12 protein-coding genes are annotated in these 12,590 nt (G+C 49.4%); 6 read left to right on the forward strand and 6 right to left on the reverse strand.

All coding sequences use genetic code 11. From position 1 onward, the window contains the following. Window positions 1-26 precede the first annotated feature (26 nt). From ACIS_RS04400 to sucD, 4 genes are all read left to right on the forward strand, one after another. Window positions 27-1,043: a PstS family phosphate ABC transporter substrate-binding protein gene (locus tag ACIS_RS04400; RefSeq protein ID WP_041651608.1), complete on the forward strand. Its 1,017-nt coding sequence runs from the start codon at window positions 27-29 to the stop codon at window positions 1,041-1,043. Between the two features lie 107 nt (window positions 1,044-1,150). Beyond that, complete coding sequence (gene rpsU, locus ACIS_RS04405; protein ID WP_010263017.1) at window positions 1,151-1,414, forward strand: 30S ribosomal protein S21; 264 nt, start codon at window positions 1,151-1,153, stop codon at window positions 1,412-1,414. A 102-nt stretch (window positions 1,415-1,516) separates the two neighbouring features. After that, entirely contained in the window at window positions 1,517-2,683 is a 1,167-nt protein-coding gene (gene sucC, locus ACIS_RS04410; protein ID WP_012880975.1) for an ADP-forming succinate--CoA ligase subunit beta, read from the forward strand. A gap of 8 nt (window positions 2,684-2,691) precedes the next feature. Further along, complete coding sequence (sucD, locus tag ACIS_RS04415; RefSeq protein ID WP_012880976.1) at window positions 2,692-3,573, forward strand: succinate--CoA ligase subunit alpha; 882 nt, start codon at window positions 2,692-2,694, stop codon at window positions 3,571-3,573. Window positions 3,574-3,761: 188 nt separating this feature from the next. Here sucD and ACIS_RS04420 read toward each other — a convergent pair whose 3' ends face one another. Together ACIS_RS04420 and alaS are read right to left on the reverse strand one after the other, a co-directional pair. Beyond that, complete coding sequence (locus ACIS_RS04420) at window positions 3,762-3,911, reverse strand: hypothetical protein (RefSeq protein WP_238523269.1); 150 nt, start codon at window positions 3,909-3,911, stop codon at window positions 3,762-3,764. 298 nt (window positions 3,912-4,209) lie between these two features. Then, complete coding sequence (gene alaS, locus ACIS_RS04425; protein WP_012880977.1) at window positions 4,210-6,858, reverse strand: alanine--tRNA ligase; 2,649 nt, start codon at window positions 6,856-6,858, stop codon at window positions 4,210-4,212. Window positions 6,859-6,942: 84 nt separating this feature from the next. On the opposite strand from alaS, the gene pstC reads away from it, so the two are divergent. Together pstC and ACIS_RS04435 are read left to right on the forward strand one after the other, a co-directional pair. Then, the gene (gene pstC / locus ACIS_RS04430) at window positions 6,943-8,070 is read left to right on the forward strand and encodes a phosphate ABC transporter permease subunit PstC (protein ID WP_010263001.1); all 1,128 of its coding nucleotides are present in this window, start codon (window positions 6,943-6,945) and stop codon (window positions 8,068-8,070) included. Beyond that, complete coding sequence (locus ACIS_RS04435; RefSeq protein WP_012880978.1) at window positions 8,048-8,875, forward strand: type I glutamate--ammonia ligase; 828 nt, start codon at window positions 8,048-8,050, stop codon at window positions 8,873-8,875. The genes pstC and ACIS_RS04435 overlap by 23 nt, the downstream gene beginning before the upstream one ends. On the opposite strand, the gene ACIS_RS04440 is transcribed toward ACIS_RS04435, so the two are convergent. From ACIS_RS04440 to ACIS_RS04455, 4 genes are all read right to left on the reverse strand, one after another. Then, on the reverse strand, window positions 8,870-9,733 hold the full coding sequence (locus ACIS_RS04440) for an MBL fold metallo-hydrolase (RefSeq protein ID WP_011114171.1): 864 nt from the start codon (window positions 9,731-9,733) through the stop codon (window positions 8,870-8,872). The two genes, ACIS_RS04435 and ACIS_RS04440, sit on opposite strands and share 6 nt — an antisense overlap. A 176-nt stretch (window positions 9,734-9,909) precedes the next feature. Further along, complete coding sequence (locus ACIS_RS04445) at window positions 9,910-10,263, reverse strand: hypothetical protein (RefSeq protein ID WP_238523270.1); 354 nt, start codon at window positions 10,261-10,263, stop codon at window positions 9,910-9,912. 182 nt (window positions 10,264-10,445) lie between these two features. Next, the gene (locus tag ACIS_RS04450) at window positions 10,446-11,054 is read right to left on the reverse strand and encodes a hypothetical protein (protein WP_012880980.1); all 609 of its coding nucleotides are present in this window, start codon (window positions 11,052-11,054) and stop codon (window positions 10,446-10,448) included. Window positions 11,055-11,063: 9 nt separating this feature from the next. Further along, a complete protein-coding gene (locus tag ACIS_RS04455; protein ID WP_238523271.1) occupies window positions 11,064-12,545 on the reverse strand; it encodes a hypothetical protein in 1,482 nt (493 codons plus the stop codon). Window positions 12,546-12,590: the final 45 nt, after the last annotated feature.

The following is a 12,590-nucleotide window of genomic DNA, read 5'->3' on the forward strand; positions in this document are numbered from 1 at the left end:
TCATTTTTTGCGAGGCGATGGGGGATATGGGGCTTTGGGGGTTTTCCTTCGTGGCACTTGCCGCACTTGCTTTAGGAGCTGGAGCTGACCAGATCAGGGTGGTCGGTTCTTCTACCGTGTTCCCGTTCATCTCTTCCGTCGCCGAGGAATTCGGGAGGTTTTCTGCCTACAGGACCCCGGTCATAGAGTCTGTGGGCAGTGGCATGGGCTTTAACATGTTCTGCGCTGGCAGTGGTAGGGGTACACCCGATATAGCTATGTCCTCCAGGCGGATTAAGGATGCGGAAGTCGAGCTCTGTGGCAACAATGGCGTGCGGGACATGATTGAGGTAGGCCTGGGTTACGATGGCATAGTCGTGGCGAGCGCAAAGCAGAAAGAGAGGGTCGATTTCTCCCTGGTGGACTTGTTCGGTGCCTTAAGTAAGTATAGCCTATCCGACGAGTACGGGAAGGTCCCAATGAACAAGTACAGCATGTGGTCGGAAGTGCGTCCTAGCCTACCCGAACATGAGATCGAGATTTACGGCCCCCACAAAAATACTGGAACATATGACATTCTCGTAGACACCGCGATCAGCGGGGTGTGTATGAGCGCTAAAAACTTCGTAGACTCATATCCGAACTTGGAAGAGAGAAAAAAGGTTTGCAGCAGCATAAGGAATGACGGAAAGTACATAGAGGTCGCCACTAGTGAGAATGTGGTAATACACAAGATATCAAAGAACAGTAACGCCTTTGGCATACTGAGTTTCAGCTTCTTGGTGAAAAACCAGGGAGAAATACAAGGGAACAGGATCGCCGGCGTTGAGCCCAGCTATGACACAATATCCTCCGGAAAGTACGTGCTGTCCAGGCCGATTTACATTTACGTAAAGAAAGAGCACTTGGATACCACTCCTGGGTTGAAGGAGTTCGTCAAGGAGGTGATGCGCCCAGAATCGATTGGGAGCTCTGGATATCTGGTAAACCTGGGCTTCGTACCTCTGCAGAAGGAGCAACTAGAGCAGACAAGCCAGAGGGTGAATGAGCTTCTGGCGGGGTGATGTTGTTGCTGTCTGGTGGTGATGCCCTAGGTAAGAAAAAGTTTGACCATATGGGCTGTTGTGTTATCATGTGGCTCCGTATCGTTTAGTCTTTGAGAGGTTTTAGCTTGGTTGAGGTTGTCGTATATCATGGAGATATAGAGCAGGGCATACGCACCCTAAAGAAGAAGCTTCAGAGGGAGGGTAAGCCGCGGCAGATGAAGATAACTCACCATGAGAAGCCCTCTGAGAAGCGCGCTAGAAAAAGAGATGATTGCGAGCGAAGGCGGAAGAAGCTTCACGGCGCATCTTCTGAGCCTAAGCTTGGGAGGTTTCAAATAAGCGCTAGGCATTTCAACATTCGCAGGCCTTTGATCTCCGATGATGGGTAGTTTTTGCGTCCTGGGTTTCCCGCGTTGGCAGCGTAGTTCATATGTGCCCGCTGCTGCTGTCGCGTTTGTGTGCGGTCTTTGTGTTTTACAGGAGCAGTAGTTGTGAACATTCATGAGTTTCAGGCGAAGGGTGTTTTGAGTAGCTTTGGTGTTACCGTGCCCCGGGGTGTCGCGGTTGAGTCGGTAGAGGAGGTTGATCGCCTGTTAGGAGATCTAGCTCCAGGCTTGGTGGCGGTGAAGGCTCAGATCCACGCCGGAGGCAGGGGTAAGGCCGGAGGCGTTAAGATAGGAAAGACCAAGGACGAAGTGAAGTCGCTCGTGAAGCAGATGCTGCACTCCGTTCTGGTAACACACCAAACTTCTCCCGAGGGTCAGAAAGTCAACAAGGTCTACTTGGAAGAAGGGGTTGACATAGGCAAGGAGTATTACATAAGCGCGGTTGTAGATCGCAGCGTTGGCAGGGTCAGCATTATCTTCTCCAGTGAAGGCGGGGTTGATATTGAAACGGTCGCAAAGGAGCGCCCCAATATGGTTTCTGTGGTGCATATTGATCCCCTATATGGTTTCCGCTCCTTCCACGGGCAGGAGTTGTGCCGCCGGTTTGGCCTTGGCCCCAAGCAAGTCTCTGGTGTCGTGTCTATGGCGCGCAAAATTTATAAAGTTTTGGTGGAGACGGACGCAAGCCAGGTAGAAATCAACCCTATGGCTGAGACGTCTAGTGGTGAGTTTCTCGCGCTAGACGCGAAGATTGCGTTTGACGATAATGGGTTGTATCGCAACCCGGAAATTGCAAAGTTGCAAGACCCAGATGAGCACGCGGCTGAGGAGCTGGAAGCTGCGAAGCACGGGCTGAGCTACATAAAAATGGACGGCAATATAGGCTGCATGGTGAACGGCGCGGGCCTCGCCATGGCGACCATGGACATAATAAAGTACTACGGTGGAGAGCCGGCAAACTTTTTGGACGTGGGCGGAGGTGCAAACCAAGAAGCAGTGCGTGAGGCTTTCAAGATAATACTGCAAAGCGGCGTGAAGGGCATACTGGTGAACATATTCGGCGGAATTATGCGTTGCGACGTAATAGCCAAGGGTATAATAGAATCCACCAAGGAGATTGGCGTGGACGTACCGCTCGTGGTCAGGTTGTCCGGCACTAATTTTGAGATTGGGCGGAAACTCCTGGATGATTCCGGTCTCGGGATAACCGCGGCAGCAGATTTGGACGAGGCCGCCAGCTTTATTGTTAAGATGGTAAATGAGAGAAGGTAGGGGCGCGCATGTCTGTTTTGGTGGACAAAAACACAAGGGTTATATGTCAAGGCTTTACCGGCTCTAATGGGACTTTTCACTCCGAGCAGGCGATTGCCTACGGCACTAAGGTGGTTGGCGGAGTAACCCCCGGTAAGGGTGGCACTACACACCTTGGGCTGCCGGTGTTTGACACTGTGCTGCAGGCAAAAGTCGAGACTCAGGCAAATGCAAGTGTGATATACGTCCCTGCTCCGTACGCCGCTGATGCAATATTCGAGGCTATAGAGGCCGAAATTGAACTCATAGTTTGCATTACAGAGGGCATACCCGTTCTTGATATGGTGCAGGTAAAGAGGGCGCTTGCTGGCTCTAAGAGTCGGATGATCGGCCCGAACTGCCCCGGAATAATAACACCCGAAGAGTGCAAGATAGGCATTATGCCGGGGTACATCCATAAAAAAGGTAACATAGGGGTGGTTTCCCGTTCTGGAACCCTAACCTACGAGGCAGTGGCTCAGACCACAGCAGTGGGGCTGGGCCAGTCAACTTGCATAGGGATTGGGGGGGACCCAGTTCATGGAATGTCATTCCTAGATTGCGTTCAGCTGTTTTTGGAAGATGAAGACACCCACGGTATTGTGATAATAGGCGAGATAGGAGGCTCTGAGGAAGAGGAAGCAGTAGAGTTTCTCCAATCCTCAGGCACAAAAAAGCCCGTAGTCGGTTTTGTTGCCGGACAGACTGCCCCTCCAGGCAAACGTATGGGGCACGCCGGCGCCATATCCTCCGGCAGTTCAGGCACGGCCAAGGGCAAGATCGAGTTCATGAAGCGCGCCGGAGTCGCTGTGGCAGAAACCCCGGCAGTAATAGGAAAAACTGTCCTGGATGTTATGGGAAAGCGCAACTAACTCGTAGCAGTAAAAGCTGCGGCACCGCCATCACCCCGCTTAGTATGGCAAACAACACCTCTTGCGGCCGCCGTAGCCTGTATGCAAAGTGAGCTCGTTCTGGGAACAACTCTCTAATGCTGATTTGCTGCAACAATCACGTGCTATGCTTAGCTACCGCAAAAGCTGCGATACGTACTGTGATGTTGCTATATGTAGCGCAGCAAACTCTGGAGGTTATAACGGCTTGGGGGTGTTGCCATCACCCCGCTTAGTATGACAAACAACACCTCTTCGCCGCTGTAGCCTATATGCAAAGTGAGCTCATTCTGGGCGCAGCTCCCTACGGCTTGCCCCATGCTATTTACTATATAAAACAATACGTAACACTCGCCGCTACAGCCGCAGCACATATTGTGAGGTTCTAGATATAAATTATAATTATAGATACTTGAGAGGCTGTGATGGATTTAGTGCCTCATCTATGTTCTGTTCGACGTAGTTCCCAAACTTTTGTGGGAGTTTTGGTGCTCTACCTCCGCATCCATCATCGGCAGTGATGCCGTAACAGGGAATGTTACCCAAGCCAGATTTGAAGCCCCGGGCACAGGAATGCTGCATCACTCGTTGTTGCTTTTCTCCTAGGTTGTGGCGATCTCAGGTCGGGAATGCCGCCGTCACCTTATTTAGTATAGTAGACAACGCCTCCTGCACATTGCCAACCTCTAGACTAACTCTGGCAAGACCGGCGTTCCCCCCACCCTTACCTTGTAAATCCGCCAGGGTTTTAACCAGATCTGAAGCGCCAAGCACCTTGCTGGCAGTGTCACCAACTCCAATAATGAGGACAGCCTTGCCGTCCACAGCTGTAGCTATCGCAAAAATTCCACGCTCGGCTTTCCTCGCACTCTTCATGAATTCCATTATTGCGTCTACTGGAATCGTAGGAAAATAGCCACAGTGCAGCACAACTCCAGCACCACAGTTTACCGGGCTGATAGAGCTTTTTATAATTTCGTGCCAGGCGCAAACTAGCTTTTTTTTGAGTTCAAGCTTCTCTTTTAATAACCGCTCCAGCCCCTCTGAGACCTCGCCCACAGGCACCCCAAGACGCTCTGAAATATGCAGCAATATATCCCCATCTTTCCTGAGACCATCAACCACAGATTGTCCGGTGATTGCCTCAATCCTGCGCACCCCCAAAGCAATGCCAGATTCCGACACTATTTTAAAGGCGCCTATGTCACCGGTATATCTAACATGGGTCCCGCCGCACAACTCTTTAGAGTCACCCATGCTGACCACCCTCACGCTGTGCTCAGAATATTTTTCCCCAAAAAGCGCAATCGCCCCGCCCTGCACCGCTGCCTCAAAACTGCAGTGATCGGTAAGCACCGGCTTATTGGACATTATCCTGCGGTTTACTTCTCTTTCAATCAGCGCAATCTGCTCTTTGGTGAGCGCAGATGCGTAGTTAAAATCAAACCTAAGTTTGTCCTCGGCAACCAGCGAACCCTTCTGCTGAATGTTCCCGTCTATATGCGTCCTGAGTACACTGTGCAATATGTGAGTAGCCGAATGGTTGGCCTTGAGCCGCTCCCTTCTATCTACATCTATGGCTGCATCAACTGTGTCACCAACATTAAACACTCCACTGGTGATCGTACACTCATGAATGTGCAAATTGGATGCCTTCCTCGTGTATGTAACCTCAGCAATGTTTGCGCCACCAGAGTTGTTAACACCAGAAACGCCTGTAATCGAGCCTTTGTCGCCCTCTTGCCCTCCTGATTCAGCGTAAAACGGCGACACATCCAGCAATAAACACGCCTTCTCACCGGAATTGACTGACTGCACAGCCATTCCATCACGCGTTATGGATAAAACAGAGGCTTTGGTAGAGCAACAATCGTATCCCACAAAGCGCGTATTCTTGTGTTGCGCCTGCAACTCTTCCCACAACCTATGAGAAGCATCTTCACCAGACCCCACCCAGTGCCTGCGAGACCTTTCCTTCTGCTCTCCCATGCCTTTATTGAAGCCTTCCTGATCAAATTTCAGGCCTCTTTCTTTGGCAATGTCTAGAGTGATGTCAAGAGGGAACCCGAACGTGTCATACAGCTTGAACGCAACATCTCCAAGCAGCACCTGACCCGGCAGTAGGCCACCTATTTCTTTTGCTAGTAGGGCCATACCCCTGCGCAGGGTATCCACAAAGCCCTCCCCCTCAGACCTCAGCGTGGACGTTATTGACTGTTCACACCTAACCAGCTCTGGATACGCATCACCCATGTACCCTGCACTGCCCTCTTTGGTGAGCACAGGCAATACTTCATGTATGGCAACATTGCTCGGGTCCAGTTGATATGCATATCTTACCGCCCTCCTTATTATGCGCCGCAAAACATAATTTCTACCCTCATTCCCTGGTAACAGCCCCTCAGAAATCAAAAATGCGGCGGCTCTTATGTGGTCAGCTATCACTCTGTGTGCAATAGAATTATCCGGAGAGCCAAAAACATCCTGCGATTTTCGAATAACAGCCTTAAATAGATCGGTATCGTAGTTGTCACAAACGCCCTGCACTACCGCTGCGGCTCTTTCAAGCCCCATGCCGGTGTCTATACATTTGTGAGGTAACGGGTTCAGCTCACCATGTTCGTCACGGCAAAACTGCATGAATACAAGATTCCATACTTCGGTAAACCTGGGCCCATCGGCGTCTTTAGAGCCGGGCGGGCCGCCTTGTACGTGTTCACCATAATCGTAGAAAATCTCAGAGCATGGCCCGCAAGGGCCGGTATCACCCATACTCCAGAAGTTATCACTAGTGGAGATTTTTATTATCCTATCATCTGGAAACCCAGTAATCTTTTTCCATATATCAAACGCCTCTTGATCCTCGCTATATACCGTAATCCACAGTCTGTCCTTACTTAGGCACATTTCCTCAGTGACAAAACGCCATGCCAGCTCTATGGCGCGTTCTTTGAAGTAATCACCAAAGCTAAAATTGCCCAACATTTCAAAAAACGTGTGATGCCGGTTCGTGTACCCGACATTTTCAAGATCGTTGTGCTTACCACCGGCCCTCAAGCACTTCTGGCTGGAAACTGCAGTTTTTGCCCCGTCAACACTGCTACCAGATGTGAACGCCTGTTTGAATGGTACCATGCCGGCACTGGTAAAGAGCAGTGAAGCATCACCCGTGGCGACCAGCGGCGCAGATGCGTAAAGCTTGTGTCCATTCTTGACAAAAAATTCCAGAAACTTTTTTCTAATACTACTTAGCGAGCCACTACTCATACACGAAGCTTAAAGTGATGTACAAATCCGGACATAAGTATTAGCATACTAGGCACGAGTTTACTAACAGGAATTAGCATCATAATGACGCTACGTTTGGTTGCGCTTCTCTCCGTCGTGCCTGTTGGGTACTACCTGTGGAGGTTGCTCTCTTTCAGGGGGGGGTATGCCGCATTCCTTCCAGTAGGCGCTGTGTTGGCGCTGCTCTCTGGCGGCTTGTTGTACGCGCAAAGCCAGGAGGCAGTAATGGTGACTGTTGCGCTTTATATAGCGCTTCTAGCCTCCTCAGCAGTGATGTATCTGGATAAAAAGTTTGCCATATTGCGGTGCGCAATGTTTTTATCCACCTTTCTTTCCTTCGCCACGGTGATTTGCATAGCAGCATGTCTAGCGTTTAAGTCTAAGCTATTCTTTGCGGAGGTTCCACTGGCAGACTTTTTGCTCGGGACCACTTGGAATCCGGACTCACAGGTAATAAACGGGAAGCCGGCAGGCTCTTTCGGTATACTACCTCTGCTGAGCGGTACGTTGCTGATAGTCATAGTGGCGATAACAGTGGCGCTCCCTCTGGGCCTGTTATCTGCAATTTACGTGAGTGAGTATTCAGATAAGCGAGTGCGCCGCACTTTCAATACTTTGCTGGAGGTATTATGTGGCATACCAACAGTGGTGTATGGGTATTTTGCAGTAGTGTTTTTATCTCCGAACATACGTAGTTTTGCCGAGTTTTGTGGCTTCAACGCGCAGTCTGAAAATTCACTTACTGCCGGGCTGACCATAGGAATAATGATTCTCCCTTTCGTCACCCTGCTCACTGAAAATGCTTTGAGATCAGTCCCGAAAATACTAAGATACGGCTCCATGGCACTGGGAGCGACACGAGCGGAGACCACTTGGAATATAGTAATACCTTACGCCCTACCCGATATTTGCAGCTCGGTGATATTGGCAATTTCCAGAGTGATTGGTGAGACCATGATTGTATTAATGGCTGCGGGCGTCACTGCCAATTTCACGTTCAATCCCCTACATTCTGTGACGACGATTACGGTGCAGATTGCAACAATACTTACTGGAGATCAGAACTTCCAGAGTGTGCATACATCTTCCGCTTACGCTCTGGCCTTGACGTTATTCGTCATAACTTGGGCGCTCAACCTCGTAGCTGCCTACATTACCAGAAGGACCGATGCACCTTCCAAGAGCGCTTGATCGCACACTATCGCACTTACGTAATAAACTTGGTGCGCACCCGCTGATTGGAGTTGAGCTAGAGTTTTATGTCATAGGCGTGGAAGACAAGGCGCTTGAGGAACTTTTTGCTGCATTTGCGGAAGATGTTAGACCACTAAATTGGAGCATCGCCAAAGAAACTCATGAATCCCAGTATGAATTACAAACAAGCTATGGTCCAGACGTTCAAGATCTGCTAGCTAACTTGTTTTCCGTGAAAAAAACCCTGCAGCGCACTGCCGAATTTTTTGGCGGCAATTTAGACTTTGCAGCAAAGCCATACATTGAAAGGCCCGGCAGCGCATTTCATGTGCATGTCAACCTGGTAGACCAGAGCTCCAATAATTTGTTTTTCAGGCGCAATTCAAGAATGAGTAATGCATTGCTTTACTCCATAGGCGGACTGTGTGCACACATGAGGCAGCATATGATCTTTTTTGCGCCACATCATCAGTCTTATTTGCGATACACCCATGCCGACAACAATACCCCGACCACGGTTAGTTGGGGCGGGAACAATAGGAGCACCGCAATCAGGCTACCTGACACATCCTTAGCCCCTGAAAACACGCGAATAGAGCATAGAGTATCAGGTGCAGATTGCGACTATGAACCGGCTATAAATGCGATACTGACAGGCTTGATATACGGCATTGAAGGCGAGATAGAGCCCCCACAGAGGATTTTCGGCATCGCATCGGACCCCCAGTACAACCTGGAAAAACTCCCGCACAGCTTGCAAGAAGCCACAAGGTTGTATCATTCCCAAACCAGCGGCCTATAGATTGAGCTCCAGGCCATCATAGGCAACAAGGACGTTCCCGCCCGGGAGCTTTTCTTTTACGTAATCCGTCAGTTGGTGATAGTCAAGATCGTGGCTCATATGGGTAAGCACGGCAGTGTCAGGTTTGAGCTCTTTTATCCACTCTATGCAAAGGTCCACATGTGCGTGGGCCGCGACCTCTTCATACCTGAGACACCCTAGAATTAGCAGTCGCCTATTGTGTAGCAGATCCCACGAATTTTGCGGAAAGGATTTTACATCGGTACAATAGGCAATATCATCGTCAAATAGGAATCCGCTGCTATTGACTTCACCATGTATTTGCTTAAACGAGACTATTTTACATCCGCCCACAAAAAACTCGGTATGATAGCGGACTGGGTGTGCAACCAAATAGTGGCACTTCTTCCAAGGGGCGCCTGGCTTACCTGGAACGAAAAAGTACGCATTGCTGGCGAGCAACATTGATAGCGTGCCATAGTCAGCATATACCGGCATGCAGTTGGCACCTCCCCCCACGTTAAAAGCCTGAAGTTCGGCAATACCTGCACAATGGTCTGCATGGCAGTGTGTAAAGAGTACAGAGTCTAAAACGTGCAATTTATGACGCAAGGCCTGAGCGCGCAAATCTGGCGAAGCATCTACAAGTATGCGTACATCGCCGTTTTCAATCAATGCGGAGGTCCTTGTCCTTTTATTGAATGCAGAATCCGAACTGCAGACACTGCAGTCACACCCCACAGTTGGCACGCCCATAGAATACCCGCACCCGAGAATAGTAACTTTCATATCTAGCAAAAACCCCTCCACATCAGCGCCTACAGCGTAGCAGGCATGGTACATCTGCGCAACGGACATAAAAGCCCACGCCTCCAGCGCTACCTCGCATATAGCTGCTTAATGCAGCAGTTCTGCACATGACGGACCGCGGCACCACAAATCACGCCAACCTGGCCCGTGACGGCAGTATAACCTCAGCAAGGAGTAGTCAAATGTCCAATACTTGCGCACGAGAAGCCCATATTGGCACCACATTACTTCGCAGATTTGCGCTTATCCAACTTGCTTAGGTCAGACTCAGTAAAAAATATGCTGCGAATTTCCCCAATCGCATCGCTGCGCATTTTGCGTTCTATGGCGCGCTCAATATCTTTAACGTCGGCGTCACTTAATTCCTTGCCCCTCTTTATAAAGCTATTTCCTTTGGTTCTGTAGAAGTCACACGTTGCAGCCCTTAGACGGGAAACAGCCAAAATGTCCACGTTGTTACTTTTGGTAAAAAGTTGCACCAAGTAGTTGGAAACCGCTGGGAAGTTATCCTTAGAAACCTCGCATAGCGTAAACCCGGAGCTATCCCTTTCCACATACCTGCAATCGCCATCACTCATTCCAAGTACTTCATAGACTATTGACCCGCTATGGAATCGTGCGACGCACCTGTATGTATTGCACCCCATCATAGCGTACACCAAGCCAACACACTCTTCCGCAATCAAGACAGTAGGAACCGCCCATAGGCACAGCGTAACCAGAATTGCTATTGTCCACCGGATACGCTTAGTTGTACAAGTCATAGGTGTGTACCGTATATGCCGTATATGTCGAGAACAATTTCGCCCTTGACTGTCGGCAAGATTACTCCTCTGTCACTCGAGGCTATAACTTCCTGAGTAATTTCTTTCTCTTTGGTCATCTCCAGCAGTCTAACAGCGATAAAACCGGGGATATCGTATTTTATTGCGTGTACAAGCATAACAGCATGCTGGTCAGTTAATGCTTCAAATTGCATTCTTACCACATGCCTGACAACCTTCGTGTAGCGTTTTTTATAGTCGCCGCTAAGATCTCTAGGATCAGATATTACCAGCTCTTTGACAATTACCTTATGCTTCTCGCACAGGTTTTGGATAATGGATTGCAAGTTGCCGCTGCTTTTGTCATCTCTTGAATACACATGTGTGTCTGACATCTCCCGCCAAACAGAAAAGTTGTTGTTTAGCTTGGTCTCATGATCGTGAGCATCCTGAATTTCGGCACTGATACTTGCGATACTACGCGCGAGAGCGCGCTCTACCACTCTGTGCTTTACCCTGCTGTCGTATGTATTCCCCAAAACAATGCACAGGATAATCAAAATTGTGAGCAACACCACCTGCAGCACACAGTGTCTACGCAGCATAAGATCTCCCTACATCTTTTCCAAATAAACAGTAAAATCCTGCTTTCCATTGGGTGATCGCACCATTCTGATGTTGTAGTCAGCAAACACTCCGGAAAGCCTGCTCTCCACCTCCTCGCTTTCCCCAGACTTGATCGTTATACCCAGCGTGATCGCAACTTTAAAATCTTCTCGAACTGACCACAAAAAGCTAGTGATATCAAAGTTGCGCTCACCCAATTTACCTAGTGGTACAATCGCTTTACCGATGGGGCAAGGGCTGGCACCTGAGAGTGAGCGGTAGAGATCCACTGCTTCGTACATTTCGTTCACTTTGACAAACTCCCTGTCACTACGCAACTTCAGCAGCTCATCAGTTAGAGACTTGACCGTCGCCCGAAGTTCCGACCTCTTTTTCACGTAACTTGTGACTTCTGCAGACCACAGCACGTTGAGAATGGCAACTACAAAGATTGCCACGCAGGTAGGGATGATGCCAACTCTCTGCAGGAGCCGCGCCCTACTGTAAGAAATGGTGCCCTTTGTGTGCAACTGGGGCCTGTACCCAGCGGGGTGGTGGGAAGCAAAATAGAGCAGGATTGTATCGCAATATATGCTGCCTACGCCCACGCAATTTTTTATATCAAGTAATTTACCGAGTTCATAGGGCGTTAGTATGCTGACATCCACACCCTTAAAATCGAGTGCCAGTAGGCTGGATTTCACGCTACCCGAGACTACCAGGCACATCTCCACATCAGAGTTGTCACAGGTTCCCCCTGCAGCAGCAATACCCTGCAGGGCATTCTGCGCCTCTTGGTGCACCTTTCCTGACATAACGTCCGGAAGCTCGCGCTCATCCCGCAGCACTTCTACCGTGATGGACGAAAACAACTTCCCGTTACAGAGCACAACCTGGCGCAAATCCCCTGCTTTGGTGTACACAAGAAATATAATCCATTTCTTCTGCAACAGACTGCTCTTCGTTCTTATTGTCGTCGCAATATTCGCCAATTCTGTTGAGAGAAGCATTATCCCCCTAATGTTGCTCAGGGCGTGTTCAGACAAGAGCTCAAGTAGGCTGCTAAACAGCTCGCTTTGGATAGCGCTTTCAACAAACATGCACTCCCAACTCCCATCGTCGTTGGGAAATTCAGAATTTAAAAATGCCGCGCTCAGCCCGTCTTTGCTAACGATGTTATTGGATTTTTTCCCCGCAATAGATTTGGCAACAAGTGCACTGGTAGCTGGAATAGGGTGCCTCGTGTATGCTTGGTTTGAATGATCTAGAATGAAATAGACTTGAGACTTCTTATTGGAGACAATGCATGACTTGACATCGTTCCATTCTTTACTTTCCACATTTTCGACAAAGAGCTTATCACGTACCTCCCCATCAGCTATGTGTACCACAATTACGCCGTTATCCCCAATCAAGATTGCAATCTTGCTTTCGTGGCGCAATCCAAGAAAACTCATCCTACCGAACCGGACACAAAAACCCCCAAGCACATCACGGCAGGATTAGACCTGCCCGGCCGGTAGTGTAAGCTAAAA

Source organism: Anaplasma centrale str. Israel, from assembly GCF_000024505.1.
Taxonomy (GTDB): domain Bacteria; phylum Pseudomonadota; class Alphaproteobacteria; order Rickettsiales; family Anaplasmataceae; genus Anaplasma; species Anaplasma centrale.

Bases quoted from the DNA above. Each gene is read 5' to 3' on its own strand.
- ACIS_RS04400 (WP_041651608.1), top strand. From the start codon at position 27: ATGGGGCTTTGGGGGTTTTCCTTCGTGGCACTTGCCGCACTTGCTTTA.
- sucD (WP_012880976.1), top strand. From the start codon at position 2,692: ATGTCTGTTTTGGTGGACAAAAACACAAGGGTTATATGTCAAGGCTTT.
- ACIS_RS04420 (WP_238523269.1), bottom strand. From the start codon at position 3,911: ATGGGGCAAGCCGTAGGGAGCTGCGCCCAGAATGAGCTCACTTTGCAT.
- alaS (WP_012880977.1), bottom strand. From the start codon at position 6,858: ATGAGTAGTGGCTCGCTAAGTAGTATTAGAAAAAAGTTTCTGGAATTT.
- pstC (WP_010263001.1), top strand. From the start codon at position 6,943: ATGACGCTACGTTTGGTTGCGCTTCTCTCCGTCGTGCCTGTTGGGTAC.
- ACIS_RS04435 (WP_012880978.1), top strand. From the start codon at position 8,048: ATGCACCTTCCAAGAGCGCTTGATCGCACACTATCGCACTTACGTAAT.
- ACIS_RS04440 (WP_011114171.1), bottom strand. From the start codon at position 9,733: ATGTCCGTTGCGCAGATGTACCATGCCTGCTACGCTGTAGGCGCTGAT.
- ACIS_RS04445 (WP_238523270.1), bottom strand. From the start codon at position 10,263: ATGAGTGATGGCGATTGCAGGTATGTGGAAAGGGATAGCTCCGGGTTT.
- ACIS_RS04450 (WP_012880980.1), bottom strand. From the start codon at position 11,054: ATGCTGCGTAGACACTGTGTGCTGCAGGTGGTGTTGCTCACAATTTTG.